Source organism: Priestia sp. YIM B13552 (assembly GCF_042787775.1).
GTDB classification, from domain to species: Bacteria; Bacillota; Bacilli; order Bacillales; family Bacillaceae_H; genus Priestia; species Priestia megaterium_E.
In genome coordinates this window covers 256,947-275,182 of the sequence record NZ_JBHZOU010000002.1, presented here as the reverse complement: position 1 = coordinate 275,182, position 18,236 = coordinate 256,947, and the positions used below count along the sequence as shown (strand labels likewise).

Sequence of the window (18,236 nt, the reverse complement as noted above, 5' to 3'; positions counted from 1 at the left end):
AAAAGCCGTGAATATTCACGGCTTTTTTTATTAGATTGCTTCTTTCGAGCTAGATTTATCTTTTGAATGATCCCATGCATCAATATTATCAAGTCCAGAAATGCTGTCTTGGTAGAAGACAGGGTCTTTTCCAGCTTTCTTTTGAGCAAGATAATCTTTCAGTGCTGCAAAAGAAATTTTCGAGAGCAAGAGAATCGCGATTAAGTTAACCACTACCATCAAGCCCATAAACAGGTCTGCTAAATCCCATACAAGCTGAATTTGAGAAATAGAACCGAACACAATCATTGCAAGTACAGCAACACGATAAGTCATCAGCCAAGCTTTATTTGTGTTCAAGAACTCAATATTTGTTTCTCCGTAGTAGTAGTTACCAATTAATGTACTAAAAGCAAATAGGAAAATCATAATTGCAAGAGCACCTGTTGCCCAAGAACCAATGTGAGTGCTTAAAGCAGCTTGTGTTAACTCAATACCGCTTAAATTTTTATTTGTATAAGTACCTGAAAGCAAAATGATAAAGGCAGTACTACTACAAATAATAAGCGTATCTGTTAATACACCAAATGCTTGAATCAACCCTTGTTTTACCGGGTGGCTTGTTGTTGCAGCTGCGGCTGCATTCGGCGCACTACCCATACCCGCTTCGTTTGAGAATAATCCGCGTTTAATTCCTTGCATAAGAGCTGCTCCAAGAGAACCGCCGGCAATTTGATCGAAACCAAATGCATTTTTAACGATTAACGCAATAAGAGAAGGCATTTCTTGAATGTTCATGATAATAATGAAAAGTGCTACTGCAATATAGGCAACAGCTAGTACCACAACAATGTATTCTGACATTTTTGCAATACGCTTAACTCCGCCAAAAATAATGGCAGCGAAAGCCACTGTCATAATAATTCCTAACACTAAACGATTTGTTCCGAACGCATTTTCAAACGCAAGAGTAATCGTGTTTGATTGTACAGCATTAAAAATTAAGCCGAATGATAAAGTGATTAAGACAGCAAACAGTCCGCCCATCCAGCGCTTCTTTAACCCTTTTTCCATATAGTAAGCCGGTCCGCCTCGGAAGCCGCCGTCTTTGTCTTTTACTTTGTATATTTGTGCTAATGTACTTTCGATAAATGCTGAAGCTGAACCGATAACGGCAAGCACCCACATCCAAAATACAGCACCAGGTCCCCCTAAAGCGATCGCAATCGCAATACCTGTAATGTTCCCCGTACCAACGCGGGCTGCCATACTGATACAAAACGCTTGGAATGGCGAAATTCCGTCTTTAGAAGAGCTATCCGCACCTTCTTTTAATACACGAACCATTTCTTTTAATAACCGAATTTGTAAAAACTTTGACCTGAATGTAAAAAACAAACCAAATGCAATCAGCATCGCAATCAGTAAGTAGGACCAAAGAAATTCGTTGATTGAACTAACAAAACCTTGAACTACTTCTTGCATAGTTTCACCTCTTCATGAATTATAGTAGAATAATAATAAAAAACGTGAATTTATAGAATTTTCCCTCTATTTAGATAGATCTCCCTATTTCCCCGCTGTTTTTCTTCATTATCCTTGTCGAATCTTGTTGCTAAATCTGAACCTTATATATATATAAAATAATAATTTTGGTCTTTTGTCAACTAACCTCACATGGAAAAATAGGGTGATATGACAAATGAAGCGGGTATGAAAAGGCGATAACAGCAGGATGAAAGAAATTTCAGTTTGTTTTACTTAATTGTTGCTAGAAAATAAAAGTTTTAGGCCAAGTACGCCAAAAACCGTTCCTTTTACATATTTTAATGTGTGCTGAAAGATACGGCTTTTTTTGACTTTTTTCCCAAGGCCAGAAGCAAATAGCGCAATAAGTGAAAAGATGATGAGCGTTTCGGCGATAAAGATGATACCAAACAAAATCATTTGCAAACTTACATGTCCAAGAGACGAATTAACAAACTGCGGTAAGAACGTAATGAAGAAAATAGCTACTTTTGGATTGGTTAAGTTGCTAACAAATCCTTTTCTAAAGTGATGGTGCTGCTGAACGTTTTCTGTTAATTCCAACGGACCGCTTTTCTCGCGAAACGATTGGTAGGCTAAAAACAGCAGGTACAGAACACCTACAACCTTTAGAATCGTAAAGGCAATAATTGATTTTTGAAAGATAATTGATAGCCCCACTGCGGCTAAAAGAGTATGTACAAATGTTCCCGTAATAGATCCTAATACGGTTTTGATGCCTGCTTTGACGCCTGAAGCAATACTTTGTGTCATTACGAAAATCATGTCTTGTCCTGGTATTAAGACAATGATAAGTGACACGGCTATGTAAGGTATAAGCCAAGAAAATGTCATGATGATTCCCTCCCAACAGAATTTTAACCATTTCGACAAAAAGTTCTCAAGAGTGTGTGCTAATGAATTAATAGATTAATGGAGTAAAGTTAAGAAGGTGTAAAAGCGTAAAAAGAGGTTATTCTCCTTAATAAAAATCAATAAAAGGTGTAGGAAAAAAATAGGTGGTGTTGTATAATAATTCGATATACTTAATTTTTATAGAAAGAGGGTAAAAATTTATGAAGTACTGTTTAGCACAGCCGGAGGACGCTGCTACAGTTCACGATCTTATGCTACAAGCCTTCTCCGTCTATCGCGATTCTGTCCCACCATCCAGTGCTCTTGATGAAACAATCGAATCTATTATGCAATCGTTAAAGCACGAAAAAGAAGCTGTCATTTTATACGTCGAAAATAAGCCGGTAGCGATGGCGCGTTTTACGCTAGAAGAAACGAGCTTATATTTTTACCGGTTGTCTGTTATTCCTGCTTTTCAAGGAAAAGGAATGGCTAAACAGCTTATTCAATGGTTAGAGATATATGCCAAAGAGTGTGGCAAGGAAAGTTTATCATGCAAGGTGAGAATGAGCGTTTCTCGTAATATAGCTTTGTATGAATCAATCGGCTTTTACATAGAGGAAAAAGAAATCGTACATAGAGACGGAGTGAATATTCCCGTAGTAAATATGAAAAAAGAGATTTTAAAAGGAGTCATGGCATGAATAAATCAACTCTTCCTTTACCGCCTCCTGTCTTTCTTTTAATCGGTGTATTAGCCGTTTCTTTTTCTTCTATTTTAATTAAATGGTCGGACGCGCCTGCTTCTATTTTAGGAATGTATAGACTGCTGTTTACGGTCCTTTTATTTTTACCGTTTTTACCATGGAGGAAAATGAAAATTCTTTTTAAAAACAGCACGGTAAAAGAATGGCTAATGCTAGCTGTATCAGGCGTGTTTTTAGGGCTTCACTTTCTGTTTTGGATGGAGTCTTTTTCACATACAACAGTTGCTAGTGCTATGATTTTGACTGCGCTTGAGCCGGTCTTCGTAGTGATAGGAGCTTATTTTTTATTTAAAGAAAAAACAAGCAAAGTAGGAATCATCAGCATTTTAATTGCTGTTAGCGGCTCGGTAATTATTGCATCGGGAGATATCGGAGTATCTAAAACGGCTCTTTACGGAGACTTACTTTCTATTTTAGGTACAGTAGCTGTTTCTGTTCATATGCTTGCGGGGCAAGAATTATGCAGGAAAATGCCTTCAATCATCTATAGCTTCGCCGTTTTTTTAATCGGTGGCCTGGTTCTATTTGTCTACAATATTTGTACAAACGTATCGCTGACTCATTATGACCCAAAAGATTGGTGGATTTTTTTGCTTTTAGCGCTTATTCCTAATATTTTTGGTCATGCCTTATTTAACTGGCTGTTAAAGTACGTAGGTGCTACGACAATTTCAATGGCTATTTTAGGAGAGCCAATTGGTGCCATCATTCTCGCTTATTCCTTGCTTGGAGAAATGACAACTGTTTCTCAGCTAGTAGGAGGGATGATTGTGATGATTAGTGTGATGATCTTCTTAAAGTACAAAGCAGAAGAGCCAGAAAAAGTCATGGCTCTTCAAGAAAAGTCCAATATCAGCTAATTGGATAGGCAAGCAGCACCGAGTATGATACAGTTTATTTATCATTATTTATCATTATTTACCATTTGATAAAGAGGCTTTTATTAAACTACATAAAGCGGGTGTAAATATGCTGAAAAAACTAACGGACCATGTTTATTACTTTCCTCATTCTCAAGAAACGGATCGGCCGGTGCTCGGGCTTATATGCGGGGAGAAGTATAGTTTCATCGTAGATGCCGGGAATTCTCCTGGTCATGCATCATTATTTTTAGAAGAAGTTGGAAAAATGGGCGTCCCTCCAATCAAAGGAGTAGCTATTACGCATTGGCACTGGGATCATACATTTGGCATTCATGCCATGAACAAGTATACAATCAGCCATCATCTAACGAAGAAAAAGCTGGCTTATTTAAAGACACTGCGCTGGGACGATGATGCCTTGGATAAACGTGTTCGGGAAGGTGAAGAAATCGAATTTTGCCGGGACATGATAAAGAAAGAAATGCCTAGTCGAGAGACGTTAATTTTACAGGAGCCGGACGTAACGTTTCATCATCATATGGAAGTTGACCTAGGTGGAATCACTTGTTGCATTCAGCATATTGGCGGAGTACACGCGCAGGACTCGTCCATTGTCTACATACCCCAAGAAAAAGTCCTGTTTTTAGGTGATTGTCTATGTCCAGATTTTTATAGCGGTGACTGGAGTTATGATAAAGAAGACTTTGAGCGGATTCAAAGAGAGCTTGAAAAATATGATGCGCAGTATTATCTCTCATCTCATTTTGACCCTGAAACTCCTGAGGAACTTTGGCGAGATTTAAACCAATTGAGTGCGATTGGAGAAATTGTAGGAAATGAAGTCGATTTAGAAAAAGCATGTTTTCAGTTTGAATGTGAAACGTATAAGAAGCCAACAAATGAGCAAAAAGAGAGAATACAGTATTTTGTTAATGGAAATGTCAAACGCAAAAGCAGAGAACTGTTTTGATAGTTTATGCCTAATGATAAATAAGCCCGCCTGTTCATACTATGTTATGAGCAGGCGGGCTTATTCAATTGGTTGTGCAGTGATATAAGTTTTAAGTTATGATAGTAAAATAAATAACTTGACGAAATAAAGTTATAAAAATATAATGAGTTACATAAAGTAAGTTGATTAAAAAATGATATATTCAAAAGGAGAAATAATCATGAACTTTCACCGTGCACCTCATGTATTTGTTGGGAAAGTAAATTTAAAAGTAGAAAATTTAGAGCGTTCACTTGCTTTTTATCAGCAAATAATCGGGTTTAAACTTTTAGGGAGAAAAGAGAACAAAGCTCTGTTAACAGCTGATGGACGCACGGCGCTGTTATCGATTGAACAGCCGGAAAACGTTACAGCAAAACAGCCTCGTACAACAGGCTTATATCATTTTGCTCTATTGTTGCCCACTCGTTCTGATTTAGGAAGTATACTGCAGCATTTGTTAAATAGCGGTTATCCGCTTCAAGGGGCGTCTGATCATCTAGTGAGCGAAGCGCTGTACTTGGCAGATCCAGATGGAAACGGCATAGAGATTTATCGAGATCGTCCGTCAAGTACATGGGAATGGAATGACAGTGAAGTAGTAATGGCTACAAAACCTTTAGATGCAGAAGCGATATTAGCTGAAGGAAACGGTAAACCATGGACAGGATTACCTTCTGCTACCTTAATGGGACATATTCATCTTCACGTTTCTGAATTAGAGCAAACGGAAAACTTTTATCGAAATGGATTAGGTTTTGAGGTTGTGAGCAATTACCATAATCAAGCATTGTTTATTTCAACTGGGCGCTATCATCATCACATCGGACTAAACGTTTGGAATGGAATTGGAGCGCCTAGTCCTCTTGAAAGCAGCGTTGGTTTAGCGTCATTTACACTTGTTTTTCCAGCTGAAGAAGAAAGGGAGCAGGCAATAAATAAGCTTCGTGAAATCGGAGCAGCTGTGTCTAAAGAAAACCAAGATTTCATCACAAAAGATCCATCAGGCAATATAATTAGATTAGTCCTTTAACATAAAAGCTGCCGCAATTGGCAGCTTTTATTTATCGCAATGTTCGTCAAAATAGGAAAGAAATGTACACTTTTTTCTCAAATAGTAAGATGATAATGGCGAAAACGGTGTTATTTTCAGGGAAATAAACGAAGAGTCTTACGTTTAAAAAAGTTTGTAAACAAGCGGGCGTGGGAATAAAATACATATCAAGCATCATTTCTTATCGTTATTGAATTTTTATATAAAGTCTTTTCATATAAAACCTTGAAAGAAGGGAGCGGAAACCTGTGAGATATAAAGTGAAACATTGGCTTAGATTAACTTCAGACGAGCGCTATCTTGTATTGTTTGCTACTGCTGCTTTGCAAAAAGAAAAGCGATAAAAGAGTTGTTAATAGTAAGGAAAGTAGCTTTATATGCTAACGAAAAGGTAATAAAAGGCCTGAAAATAATATATTTATTTTCAGGCCTTTTATTGTTTTCAAACCTTTTTTAAGTCAACTGTTGAGAGATAGCTTCAGCCGTTTGTTTGCCGTTTGTTATACACGCTGCAATGCCTACTCCATAGTAAGAACAGCCAGCTAATGTAATAGCGGGGTGCTTGTCATGGAATTTTTGAGTCAAGCTGCGTACAAGTTCACCGTGTTTAAGGTGATAGGTAGGCATCAATTTATCCCAATTGGTTACGTCGCTTTCAATAGGCTCCTCTTTGATTCCTAAGCTGTTTTCAATGTCCTTTTGTGCCACTGCTAGCAGCTCTTCTTTTGACATCGTCCGCAGGCTGTCAAAGTGGTGACTCGTACTTTTATAAAACAGGCGAACTAACAAATTCCCTCGCTTAGAAGTGTGAGCCCATTTTTTGCTCGTCCACGTGCAGGCATTGGCGATTAAGTTGCTTGATTGAGAGGCAATAAACCCGGTGCCTTCAGCGGGAAGGTATTCGTCTGGAACGTCATAGCCGATGTATACGCTAATGAGAGAAGAATCTTTTAACTGCTCAAAGTCTTCGTTTAATTCGGGATCGTTCAACAGGTGCTGAGCAGCCGTGTGCGGTGTAGCTAACACCACATAATCTGCTGAATAGGCTTGTCCCGGCGTACTGATTTGGTAACGTTCACCGTTCCGTTTTATGCTGGTGGTTGGCGTATCTTTTAAAATTGTTACATCAGAAAGCTCTTCTTCTAAGCGGTGAATAATCGTTGATAAACCTTGTTTAAACGAAATGAATTTTTTATTTCCTGCCGTTTTAAATTTTTTTTCATTGGCTCCCATTCCCTTGATGATGCTGCCGTACGTGTTTTTATAGTCGAGCAGATACGGGAGAGTCGAAGAAATCGTGAGTTTGTCTAAATCGCCAGAGTAGACGCCCGATAAAATAGGTGCAATTTGCTTTTCTACTAGCTCTTCTCCTAAAAAATGTTTTAAAAAGAGTCCGATTGAGCTGTCTTTCGTAAACGTTGTATTTTTAGTAATTAAGTCTTTTAAAGCTGTAATTTTAGCTTTTGAAGAAATCAGCTCGCTTTTAAAAAGAGATTCCACGCTTCTTGGAATACCGAACATGGTATCTTCAGGAATTGGAAGCAGCTCATTAGCAGAGTAAATAAACGATTTGCCCGTTTCGTTATAGACTAAATCGTTTGTTAAGTACAGCTCTTCTAGCAGGGGCATAACGTTTTCTTTTCGAGCTACAATAGAATCCGCCCCTGTTTCCATAATAAATTCCCCAGCTTCACGCGTATTGATTTTCCCTCCTAGATGGGCATGTTTCTCTAGTAATAATAATTTAAGCGGGAGATTACGTTCTCGTTTTAGTTTCTGCAAATAGTACAGAGTGGTTAAGCCCGTAATTCCTCCTCCAATAACAGCGACCGTTTTCAAAATATTCACTCCTACATTTTCAACAATTAGTCTGTAATATACGAAAATCATACCACTATGACTAGGAAAAGTGTAATGAATTGATTGTGAACATAGTGTGTGCAAACACGAAAAGAAATATTGAAACTATACGATTAGATATTTTGAAATTACATAAAATAAAAGCTCATACACGTAGAGAAAATGACTGAGACGCAGCAGTGAAGAAAGGAGGAAGCATCATGCTCGGCGGTTTTATGGAAACGCTGAAAAAAGACTGGCTCGCTTTAGTATTAATAAGTGTTCTTATATGCGGTATTACCTTAAACGTACGAGCCGAAGAGAAGAGCGGACGAAGCGGATACATCGAACCAAAGCTAGTTTTTCCTGTGATCAGTGATGTTCATATTAAGGAAACAGGAACGCTTGATTTGCGTACTTTTCAACATGCATTAACGCAATTAAATGAACAGGCACCGAAACAAGATGCATTTGTAGTAGTAGGAGATTTGGCTGATACCGGCGCGTTAAAAGAATACGACCGCTTTTTTTCTATTTATAATCAAAATAAACAGCCGCAGGCCGTATCTCTTTTTACGATTGGTAATCATGAATACCGGGACAGTGTAACCAATCAGCAAGCGCAGCAGCGTTTTTTATCTAAAACCAAAATGAAAGCTCTTTATTTTCATCAGGTGATAAAAGGATATCATTTTATCATGCTTGGAACAGAAAGCCGTCTGACCGCCGGTGATTATTCAGTCAAACAAATTAACTGGCTTGCTGAACAGCTGAAGATAGCAAAGCGAGACGATCCTAAAAAACCGATTTTTGTCTTTATTCATCAGCCTATTAACAATACACTGTACGGGAAAAACAGATGGGGGATAGAGGTGAATGAACAGCTTCTTTACAATACGTTAAAACCTTATCCGCAAGTCATTACATTTTCTGGTCATACCCACCATCCGTTGGACGATCCTCGTACTATTTTTCAAAGAGATTTTACATCTCTTGCAACGTCTTCTGTTCGGTATATATGGCCTGGTGCCGGATATTTACAAGGTGAACTTCCTCCTGGCTACCGAGATGTGAGTCAAGGTCTTCTTGTAGAAGTTTATAATCGAAAAGTAGTCGTTAAAAGGCGGGATTTTCACGCAAATAAGTGGACGGGAGAAGCGTGGGAAATTGACATACCTGCAGATGCAAAAAAGTTTCACTACACGAATGAACGAGATTTAGTAAAACCGATTTTTCTTCCAAGCTCTACTATTTCTGTTATACAAGAAAAAGCTTCATCAAATCAGCTTTATATCCAGTTTACGCAAGCTGTGGATAATCTGATGGTTCACTCTTATCGCATTACCGTCAAAAATAAAGAAACTGGAGAAGTGGTCAAAACATATAATGCATTTTCTCAATATTACAGCGATCCTGTTCCGGATGTTCTAAGTCTTCCATTATCGGGTTTGGAGCCCCATACTGCGTATCAAATAGAAGTAGCGGCAGTGGATGCGTTTGACAATCAAAGCGACCAAAAATTAATCATTGAAGGCTCTACTAAATAGCTAAAAGAATCCCGATTTTTATTGATTCTTTTAGCTTTTTTTCATCTGTTTTTAATGTTATTTTCATTAGATTTTTAAGTGGAGTTGCTACACTGAAACTGTATTTAAAGTCATAATATGTAATTTTCATGAAAGTATTAAAATCAAAAGGAGTTTGTATGAAAGGATCTTTTGTACGTTTTTTAGTAGTGGGACTGGTCAATACAGCAGTAGGTCTTTCCATTATGTATGTGCTGCTTCATATTTTTCATCACTACTGGGCAGCAACGTTTATCGGAAACGCAGCAGGAGCAGTCGTCAGCTACGTGTTAAATCGAATATTTACGTTTAAAAGCGGAGTTCATTTATCTACAAGCATACTGCGTTTTATTTTGGTTATTGGCGTTTGCTACGGCTTGTCTTACTATATTGGACTGCAGTTCTCCAGCTGGTTGTTGCATCAACTTCCTGCTGCTGTGCATCCGTTCAAAAAAGATGTCGGTATATTAATCGGAACAGGTCTGTATACGCTTTTAAATTATACGGGTCAAAAATACTTTGTATTTAATGCAAAAAAAGAAGCAGTCGTTGTACACGATTAGCTTTTAGTAATTATGAAATGGAAATAGGTGTTAACAGATGAAGAAAGAAACAGCTATGAATAAAGAAAAAACATTGCTTATTATCGCTTTCCTTTTACTGCTTGCGTATGTATCCCCTATGTTTTTGCTCGGGGAAAACTCACATATACGCGTGCATGATAATTTAGACTCAAATATTACGTGGTATAAAGTTCTGCATCGAAGCGGAGAGCTGTTTGGCTCCAGTCATGCCGTATTGCCTCAAATCATTAACGGATTGCCGAGGAATACGTTTGGAACAGAATTCAGCGGTATTCAGTGGCTGTATGGTTTGTTTCCTACCATGCTGGCGTACAGCCTCAGCCAAACGATTACGCGTGTATTTGCTTTAATTGGAATGTATTTATTATTAAAAAAGCACTTTATTAAAAGCGAGGATGCTTATGCGATTCGAGTGCTTGTATCACTTGCTTTTGCACTTACGCCTTTTTGGCCTTCGGGCATGCTGAGTACATTAGGACAGCCGCTGGCGCTGTGGGCATTTTTAACCATTCGAAACCGCGAAGGAACGTGGAAGGAATGGCTTACACTTTTACTGCTTCCGTTTTACGCGAGCTTTGTGCTAGGATTTTTCTTCTTTTTAACGGCGATGGGGCTGCTATGGCTAAGAGATGCGGTGAAAAAACGAACGTGGAATATTCCTTTTTTAAACAGTATTGCAGCGATGACCGCTGTCTTTCTGCTCATTGAATACCGGCTTGTTGATTCTCTTTTATTTCCAGAGGCCCCGACGAGTCGAAATGAATTTTTAAGCTCTACTCTAAGCTTTGGACATTCCGTTCGCCTTGCTTTTAAGAACTACACGCTTGGGCATACGCATGTAATGACGCTTCATACTTTTGTCATTTTGCCGCTTTCTTTTATTGTACTGTGGATTGTTGCTCGGAATCAGAAAGGAAAGCTTGAAAAAACGTTTTTGCAGTTATTTATTTTTAATCTACTACTGTCGATTTGGTATGCGTTTTGGTTTTATAAAGGATGGGAGCCGCTAAAAGAAAAATATCAGCTTTTTAATACATTTAACTTTGCTAGATTTCATTTTTTACGCCCGCTCATTATTTATTTGATGTTTGCCGTTGGCGGCTATGTTTTATGGAAAAGGGGCAAGGCGTGGAAAAAGTTTGTGTGGGTGTGTTTGGTTTTACAGCTGCTTGTGTTGTTTATAGCGAATCCTGAACTTTATTATCGCTACAATCACGAGCCGTCAGTCAAAGAATTTTATGCTGTCCATCAATTCGATGAAATCAGCAGATATATAGGGAAACCTCAATCATCTTATCGGGTAGCAAGCATTGGGCTTCATCCATCAATTGCTCAGTATAACGGCTTTTATACGCTAGATACGTATAACAACTTCTATCCGTTAACGTATAAACATGAGTTTCGCAAAATCATTGCCAAAGAGCTTGATAAAAATAAAAAGTTAGAAAGTTACTATGATCACTGGGGCAACCGCTGCTATGTGTTTGTTAGCGAGCTAGGGAAAAAATATGATTACCGAAAAGACTCAACGAAAAAAATCCGTCATTTGCAGCTTAATATCAGCCAATTTAAAAAAATGGGCGGTCGCTATATCTTTTCAGCTGTGCCAATCGAAAATGCTGAAAGTGACGGTTTGCACTTTTTAAAAGCGTTTAACGATAAACAGTCCGCTTGGAAAGTGTATGTATATGAAGCAAAGTAAGGGGGCAATAACATGAACAGACCTATTTTAACAATTGTTGTTCCATGTTACAACGAAGAAGAAGTATTCACAGAAACATCTTTTCAATTAACTACTGTAATAAAAGAACTGATAAATGAACGTCTTGTATCAAGTGAAAGTACCATTTTATTTGTAGACGATGGAAGCAAAGACAGCACGTGGTCGCTTATTGAAAAAGAAAGCTGCAGCAATTTGTTTGTAAAAGGGTTAAAGCTAGCGCGGAATGTAGGACATCAAAATGCTTTGCTGGCAGGACTAGAAGCAGCCCATAAGCAATCTGACTGCGTCATTTCCATTGACGCAGATTTGCAAGATGATATCAGCGTTATTCGTACTTTTGTAGAGAAATATTGGCTCGGGTATGAAGTCGTATATGGTGTTCGAGACAGCAGAGAAACCGATACATTTTTTAAACGAACCACGGCAGTAGGGTTTTACCGTTTTATGAATAGGCTAGGAATTCAGCTCGTTCAAAATCACGCCGATTTTCGTCTCATGAGCAAACGTGCTCTTGGTGAACTTATGAAATATAAAGAAGGCAACGTCTTTTTACGAGGCCTTGTACCATTAGTAGGATTTCGCTCCACGGAAGTCACATATGACCGCAAAGAACGGACAGCGGGCGAATCAAAATATCCCCTAAAGAAAATGCTTGCTTTTGCATTCGACGGGATTACATCTTTTAGCGTAGCGCCGATACGCTTATTGACGCTGCTTGGAGGAGCTTCTTTTCTCTTTAGTATTGCGTTTGGTATTTATGCGCTGATTCAAAAATATTTAGATCATACGCAAATCGGCTGGACGTCTCTTATTTTATCGATTTGGCTTGTAGGCGGCCTGCAGCTAATGGGAATGGGTCTTGTCGGAGAATATATTGGCAAGATTTTTAACGAAGTGAAACAGCGTCCTAAATATGCGATTGAAAGAGATTTATATACAAAACACTCATTAGACAAACAAAAAGATTTGCTTATGCATTAATTTAAGAAGCTTCTCCTAAATGGAGAGGCTTTTTTGTTAAAGCGTTTATCATAATTTTTAAGTGAACAGGAAATGCTACTACTAAAATTTCTAAGGAGATCAGAATCTATGAAAAGACTATTTTATACAGTCAGCACTTTTTGTTTTGTTTGGCTTGCTTTTGCAGCCATTCATGTCAGCGCTCTTTCGATTGAGAAGCTTCCAATGAAGAAATCATCTGAACAATGGTCAGTTGAACTCACAAAAGCGAGCATGACGGGAGATAATCAGCTAAAGTGGAAAAATAACGTCTATCATACATATGGATTAACCGTTGAAAACATTGGAAAAGACGTAGAGCGCGTGCAGGTCCAAGCTTTTCGGCACGAAGGAAAAAATAAGGCGAAATACAGCTTGTTTTCTCCTATTGAACGGTCTAACTTAAGCAAAAGCGGTCAGCGTTTTCGCTATGCGAATTTTGCTGTTCCTGGAAAAGCGGCAGGTTTAGACATTATGATTAACTGGACGGACGAACGAGGCAATCATCAAGAACATTTTGAATTTAAATAAAAGTCTTCGCTTAGGCGAAGACTTTTTTTGCAGGAATTTATCCTCGTATGTGGAAAACGAACACGAAAGGAGAGATCGTAATGATTGCAAAAGCTACTGAAGAAGAAATACAAGAAATTCGGAAAAAATCTGCTGATGCGCTGTTTGAAGGAACAATGAAGCAGTTTCATCCGTCAGCAGAACGCGTAAATGAACTAGTTGGTAGTGCCCTTGAAAAAGGCTGTTATTATTTAGTTTCAAGACAAGAAAATAAACTCGCAGGCTGGGTTCTTATCGGCCCATCTGCCGACTTCTTTTCAAAAGAAGAAATTGGCTTTATCTACGAATTATATGTTGTACCGGAATACCGCGGGCAAGGTCTAGCCAAGCCGTTAATGCAAAAAGCAATTGATGAATTGTCTATCAAAGGATACCCTGAAATCAGACTCAGCGTTCATGCTGGGAATTTTGCACAGCATGTGTATCGTGAACTTGGCTTTGTAGATAAACAAATATCAATGAGCTTCCAAGTGGCAAAACGTCCGTAACGTTGATGAATGTCAGCGAGTCCATAAAACATAAGATGTTATACATGCGATGAGGTTCGGTAATGAAAGTAAAAGTAAATAAGTAGCCCAAACGGAACCTTTATCTAGTACTTCAACGGCTCCTCCACCTGTATTGTCTGAAGAGGGGGGATCTTCAAGCGCGTTCATAATCAAAGCCGCCGCTGCTAAAATAATCCCTCCAATGCTTCCGGTTGTTTTGACAATTGCAATATGGAAAGTAGATGAAAAAGCAATAGTAAGAAGCAGCAGCAGGCTTCCCAAAAAAGCAGATAACAGATATCGTTTCATGTGCTCACCATCCTTTATGAAAGCATACCATATTTTACTTCTTTTTTCTTTTTATTGAAAAGCTATTGACGTAACCTACAAAACATATTAGAATAGTCAGAAATAATTTAAAAACGAAATATTCTTATCTAGAGAGGTGGAGGGACTGGCCCTTTGAAGCCTCAGCAACCACAATTATTGAATGGTGCTAATTCCAGCATAGCCTAGCTCTGATAGATAAGGAGAGGAATCTTTTTCTATGATGAAACCCTCTTCTTAGGAAGAAAAATTTCGTGTGGAAAAGGTGATGACATTGAACAATAGACAAACAACGTTAAGCACTGATGATTATTTAGATCTATACTTATTAGCCAAAGAAATAAAAGACGAAACGTGGCAGCAGGAAATTTTAGCTGCGCTAAAAACGCAGCAAAATCGTTCATTTGAAGACAAACAATCCGCCCTCGTTCAAGAGATATGGGAAGATTTTAAACAGTTAAATGAAGATATTTCTTTTACGTATCGCTTGATTCAAGAAGAGCCAACTAACGAACAATTTCAGGCTAAATTAAGCCGCTTGAGAGAACGGCGGATCACGCTGAGCCGTGAGTTATATTTAGCTAAAAAACAGTATGTTGAACACACGCAATAAAAAGATCCGCTTGAGAAACAAGCGGTTTTTTTGCGTGTGAATGTTAGAAGCGCTATATTTCGGGTAGTAAATAGATAAGACAAGCAAAGGAGGGATAACAGTGGCCCAAGGTGTATTATGTGAAGTGAATGAGTGCATGTATTGGAAATCGGGAAACAAATGCAGTGCAGAGTCCATTTACGTTGTGAGTCCTGAAAGTAGTCACCATGTTTCTGATATGGAAGAACCTGGCTGTAAAACTTTTGAACCCGCGAGATAAATGCTAGTTTTTATAAAAAAGCATAAAATGAACGATGCGCTGACGGAGTTGAGTCGGCGTTTTTCTATTTTTTGAAAATACTATTACTTAAGTGCAATAATAAATACATAGTAAAAAAGCAGTGCCTATGTCTAATTGTGCGTTTAAACAAAATGATAAGATAATTTTTTTGTTTTTCGACAAAAGAAAAGTGAGAGAAAGGTGATAGAATACAAATATACAGCCTAGCTGTCTTTTAGCACAAACTTATATGAAAGCGCTAACAAAAAGGCTGTGTTCATCTCGTTTTGACAGATTGGAAAAAGGGGAGACGTTTATGCAGGGGAAAACTCAGGGGAAAGAATTGAAACGCGGGTTAGAAGAAAGGCATGTGACGCTGATGTCCTTAGGAGCAGCCATAGGGGTAGGGCTGTTTCTTGGATCTGCATCTGCTATTAAATTAGCAGGGCCAGGAATATTATTGGCGTACGGATTTAGCGGAATGATTATGTTTTTTATTATGAGAGCACTTGGAGAAATGGCGATTCAAAAACCTGTTGCAGGTTCATTCAGCAAGTACGCACGCGACTATTTAGGGCCGCTTGCTGGTTATTTAACAGGTTGGAACTACTGGTTTTTATGGGTTGTAACATGTATGGCTGAAATTACAGCCGTTGGTATTTATATGGGATATTGGTATCCGGATGTACCAAACTGGATTTGGGCGTTATCGGCGCTTGTCATCATGACAACGGTTAACTTCTTAGCTGTTAAGGCATATGGTGAACTGGAATTTTGGTTTGCACTTATTAAAATTTTAGCGATTGTGTTAATGATTGCCGTTGGATTATTAATGATTGTGTTTGGAATCGGCAACGGCGGCGTTGCGACTGGTATTAAAAATTTGTGGGACAACGGCGGACTGTTCCCGAACGGATTCAAAGGTATTTTGCTGTCGCTGCAAATGGTCATGTTTGCGTATTTAGGAATTGAAATGATCGGCGTTACCGCGGGAGAAGTGAAAAATCCGGAAAAATCTCTAGCAAGAGCGATTGATTCTGTCTTTTGGCGTATTCTGATTTTCTACGTCGGTGCGTTATTTGTCATTATGTCGATTTATCCGTGGCAAGAGATTGGTTCACAGGGAAGCCCGTTTGTATTAACATTTGAAAAAATCGGCATTCCAGCGGCGGCTGGTATCATTAACTTTGTTGTACTAACAGCAGCTCTTTCTTCTTGTAACAGCGGTATTTTTAGTACAGGCCGTATGCTGTTTAACTTAGCAGAACACGGAGAAGCGCCAAAAGGATATGGCCAGCTTACAAAAGGCGGCGTACCGGGAAAAGCTGTTTTAGCATCAGCAGGTGCGCTATTAGTCGGAGTAGCGTTAAACTACATTGTGCCTGCCAAGGTATTTACGTGGGTAACAAGCATTGCAACATTCGGTGCGATTTGGACATGGGGAATTATTTTGCTTTCTCAAATTAAGTATCGCAAAACGTTAAAAACAGGTGAAGAGGCAAAGCTGAAATATAAAATGCCTTTATTTCCGTTAACATCTTATGTGTCACTTGCGTTCCTAGCGCTGGTAGTGGTTCTCATGGCATATAATCCAGATACAAGAATTGCAGTTGTCATCGGACCATTATGGTTTATCGGTCTTATTATCGCGTACTACGCAAAAGGATTTCATAAACGAAGTCAAGGTTCAGCTGAGACTGAGCAAAAGCTAGTGAAATAAAAGAAAAGACCTCTTTCTTGGAAAGAGGTCTTTTTTCATTAGTTTATGTGCGAATGATTAGTTTATTTTAAGGGATTATTGGTACGGATAAATAATGTAGAAAATATTCTATTTATTCTGTACTATTTAGTTAGAGAATTCGTTAATGATTAAACGGTAATTGAAAGTGGATGAGTATGTTAGTTTTATGCTTTTTAACGCCACACAGAGCATCGAAAAGTTGGGAGGACATATGCAGAAATGATTGAGACATTTAGTGAAAAAGACATAAAAGGTTTGCTGCTGTTATCGCAGCTGGAAAAATGGGATTATAGTGAAGCAGATTTACATACGATTTTTTCATCTGGAGACGTATTTGGCCATAGAAATGAGAACGGAGACATCGTATCAAGTGTGGCCGTAATTTCGTACAAAAATCAGTCAGCTTTTATAGGAATGGTGATTGTGAGAAAAGATTACCGAAAACAAGGGTTAGCCGGGGAGCTCATGAAGCACTGTCTGCAAGTTCTTTCCCCTGAGATGAATGCCTACTTAATTGCGACAAAAGAAGGTAAGCACTTATATCAAACAGCAGGGTTTAAAACCGTGGACTATGTAAGTAAATACATAAGCAGTGAATACACACCAAGAGCCTTTAAAGTTTCAGGATTTTATACACGATCCTTAAAGAGAAGTGACTTCAAAGGGATTGTCAAGCTTGATGAAGCAGCATTTGGAGATAATAGAAAGCTATTTTTAAAAAGTAGAATTCAGCAAGCTGAAAAAGCAGTTGTTTTACAAAACGAACAAAATAAAATGACGGGCTATGGTTTAGCGGTTCGTACGCCGAGCAATATCGTGATTGGTCCCGTAGTTGCTCCAAACGCTGAAGCAGCGATGCTAGTCATTTATGAACTAGCGAAGAATTACAAAGAAAAGCTGAGAATTGACCTGTCTTCTCATGAGGAAACGTTAAAGAAACTTGTGGAAAATCACGGATTTCAGCTTCAAAATGAGCCTCCTGTTATGGCGTATGGTGTCAATCCTCTCCCTGCTAGACAGGGCAATCTTTTTGCTATAGCAGCTCAGGCGTTTGGATAAAAAGAAAGGAGAAGCTCCTTTCTTCGCGTCTACCGAATTCTCCCAATTTTAAACCCATTATCAATTTGATGAAAGCCGACTTTTGGATAGTAGTTCATAGCAGAAGGAGCTGAAAGTAAAATCAGCGCGGTTTCTTCGCCGATTTCTGATTGAACATGTTTGATGAGCTGTGTACCGATTCCTTGCTTTTGATAGTCTTTTACAACAGCTAAATCCGATAAATAGCAGCAGTAGCTAAAATCTGTTAACGCTCTGGCTATGCCAATGAGTTCGCTGTCGTTCCAAGCGGTAATAGTAAGAGAAGCGTGATCAAGCATTCTTTGAATACGATCAAGATTTTGTGCAGGACGTTTAATACCGGAATGTACAAATACTTCAGCAGCTTGTTCCGCACGGATTGAGACGTTAGTTTTATAAGTGATAGTCATTGCGT

19 protein-coding genes and 1 riboswitch are annotated in these 18,236 nt (G+C 38.6%); of the genes, 14 read left to right on the top strand and 5 right to left on the bottom strand.

The window, feature by feature from the left end; all coding sequences use genetic code 11:
* Positions 1 to 30: 30 nt before the first annotated feature.
* Together ACFX40_RS07485 and ACFX40_RS07480 are read right to left on the bottom strand one after the other, a co-directional pair.
* A complete protein-coding gene (locus ACFX40_RS07485) occupies positions 31 to 1,464 on the bottom strand; it encodes an alanine/glycine:cation symporter family protein (protein WP_060747121.1) in 1,434 nt (477 codons plus the stop codon).
* Positions 1,465 to 1,740: 276 nt separating this feature from the next.
* Entirely contained in the window at positions 1,741 to 2,361 is a 621-nt protein-coding gene (locus ACFX40_RS07480; RefSeq protein WP_013058667.1) for a LysE family translocator, read from the bottom strand.
* A gap of 221 nt (positions 2,362 to 2,582) precedes the next feature.
* Here ACFX40_RS07480 and ACFX40_RS07475 point away from each other — a divergent pair, with 221 nt between their 5' ends.
* The 4 genes from ACFX40_RS07475 (at position 2,583) to ACFX40_RS07460 (ending at position 6,015) form a co-directional block, all read left to right on the top strand.
* Positions 2,583 to 3,065 carry a GNAT family N-acetyltransferase gene (locus tag ACFX40_RS07475; RefSeq protein WP_028410936.1) on the top strand — a complete coding sequence of 161 codons (483 nt, stop codon included), beginning with the start codon at positions 2,583 to 2,585 and terminating at the stop codon, positions 3,063 to 3,065.
* Positions 3,062 to 3,988, top strand: coding sequence for a DMT family transporter (locus ACFX40_RS07470; RefSeq protein WP_028410937.1), 927 nt, complete (start codon positions 3,062 to 3,064; stop codon positions 3,986 to 3,988). The genes ACFX40_RS07475 and ACFX40_RS07470 overlap by 4 nt, the downstream gene beginning before the upstream one ends.
* 109 nt (positions 3,989 to 4,097) lie before the next feature.
* Positions 4,098 to 4,961: an MBL fold metallo-hydrolase gene (locus tag ACFX40_RS07465; protein ID WP_028410938.1), complete on the top strand. Its 864-nt coding sequence runs from the start codon at positions 4,098 to 4,100 to the stop codon at positions 4,959 to 4,961.
* A 202-nt stretch (positions 4,962 to 5,163) separates the two neighbouring features.
* Positions 5,164 to 6,015, top strand: coding sequence for a VOC family protein (locus ACFX40_RS07460; RefSeq protein WP_098334032.1), 852 nt, complete (start codon positions 5,164 to 5,166; stop codon positions 6,013 to 6,015).
* A 474-nt stretch (positions 6,016 to 6,489) separates the two neighbouring features.
* Here ACFX40_RS07460 and ACFX40_RS07455 read toward each other — a convergent pair whose 3' ends face one another.
* Complete coding sequence (locus ACFX40_RS07455) at positions 6,490 to 7,875, bottom strand: protoporphyrinogen oxidase (RefSeq protein WP_377254744.1); 1,386 nt, start codon at positions 7,873 to 7,875, stop codon at positions 6,490 to 6,492.
* 221 nt (positions 7,876 to 8,096) lie between these two features.
* Here ACFX40_RS07455 and ACFX40_RS07450 point away from each other — a divergent pair, with 221 nt between their 5' ends.
* From ACFX40_RS07450 to ACFX40_RS07425, 6 genes are all read left to right on the top strand, one after another.
* A complete protein-coding gene (locus ACFX40_RS07450) occupies positions 8,097 to 9,422 on the top strand; it encodes a metallophosphoesterase (RefSeq protein ID WP_272766991.1) in 1,326 nt (441 codons plus the stop codon).
* A gap of 158 nt (positions 9,423 to 9,580) precedes the next feature.
* Positions 9,581 to 10,003: a GtrA family protein gene (locus tag ACFX40_RS07445; protein WP_028410941.1), complete on the top strand. Its 423-nt coding sequence runs from the start codon at positions 9,581 to 9,583 to the stop codon at positions 10,001 to 10,003.
* A 37-nt stretch (positions 10,004 to 10,040) separates the two neighbouring features.
* Complete coding sequence (locus ACFX40_RS07440; protein WP_272766992.1) at positions 10,041 to 11,726, top strand: DUF6044 family protein; 1,686 nt, start codon at positions 10,041 to 10,043, stop codon at positions 11,724 to 11,726.
* Positions 11,727 to 11,738: 12 nt separating this feature from the next.
* Positions 11,739 to 12,728, top strand: coding sequence for a glycosyltransferase family 2 protein (locus ACFX40_RS07435; RefSeq protein ID WP_028410943.1), 990 nt, complete (start codon positions 11,739 to 11,741; stop codon positions 12,726 to 12,728).
* Between the two features lie 108 nt (positions 12,729 to 12,836).
* The gene (locus tag ACFX40_RS07430; RefSeq protein WP_060747130.1) at positions 12,837 to 13,277 is read left to right on the top strand and encodes a hypothetical protein; all 441 of its coding nucleotides are present in this window, start codon (positions 12,837 to 12,839) and stop codon (positions 13,275 to 13,277) included.
* An 80-nt stretch (positions 13,278 to 13,357) separates the two neighbouring features.
* Positions 13,358 to 13,804, top strand: a complete 447-nt coding sequence (locus ACFX40_RS07425) for a GNAT family N-acetyltransferase (RefSeq protein ID WP_098334035.1) — start codon at positions 13,358 to 13,360, stop codon at positions 13,802 to 13,804.
* Between the two features lie 12 nt (positions 13,805 to 13,816).
* Here the strand turns inward: ACFX40_RS07425 and ACFX40_RS07420 are convergent, their stop codons facing one another.
* A complete protein-coding gene (locus ACFX40_RS07420) occupies positions 13,817 to 14,113 on the bottom strand; it encodes a hypothetical protein (protein WP_028410946.1) in 297 nt (98 codons plus the stop codon).
* Between the two features lie 121 nt (positions 14,114 to 14,234).
* Positions 14,235 to 14,336: riboswitch (SAM riboswitch) on the top strand.
* A gap of 69 nt (positions 14,337 to 14,405) precedes the next feature.
* On the opposite strand from ACFX40_RS07420, the gene ACFX40_RS07415 reads away from it, so the two are divergent.
* The 4 genes from ACFX40_RS07415 (at position 14,406) to ACFX40_RS07400 (ending at position 17,803) form a co-directional block, all read left to right on the top strand.
* Positions 14,406 to 14,744 carry a hypothetical protein gene (locus tag ACFX40_RS07415; protein WP_377237857.1) on the top strand — a complete coding sequence of 113 codons (339 nt, stop codon included), beginning with the start codon at positions 14,406 to 14,408 and terminating at the stop codon, positions 14,742 to 14,744.
* Positions 14,745 to 14,844: 100 nt separating this feature from the next.
* Positions 14,845 to 15,003 (top strand): DUF1540 domain-containing protein, encoded by a 159-nt coding sequence (locus ACFX40_RS07410; RefSeq protein WP_081085322.1) that lies wholly within the window; start codon positions 14,845 to 14,847, stop codon positions 15,001 to 15,003.
* Positions 15,004 to 15,319: 316 nt separating this feature from the next.
* Entirely contained in the window at positions 15,320 to 16,723 is a 1,404-nt protein-coding gene (gene alaP / locus ACFX40_RS07405; protein WP_377237856.1) for an alanine permease AlaP, read from the top strand.
* 240 nt (positions 16,724 to 16,963) lie between these two features.
* The gene (locus ACFX40_RS07400) at positions 16,964 to 17,803 is read left to right on the top strand and encodes a GNAT family N-acetyltransferase (RefSeq protein WP_377254739.1); all 840 of its coding nucleotides are present in this window, start codon (positions 16,964 to 16,966) and stop codon (positions 17,801 to 17,803) included.
* 29 nt (positions 17,804 to 17,832) lie between these two features.
* On the opposite strand, the gene ACFX40_RS07395 is transcribed toward ACFX40_RS07400, so the two are convergent.
* Entirely contained in the window at positions 17,833 to 18,231 is a 399-nt protein-coding gene (locus tag ACFX40_RS07395; protein ID WP_075419372.1) for a GNAT family N-acetyltransferase, read from the bottom strand.
* Positions 18,232 to 18,236 lie beyond the last annotated feature (5 nt).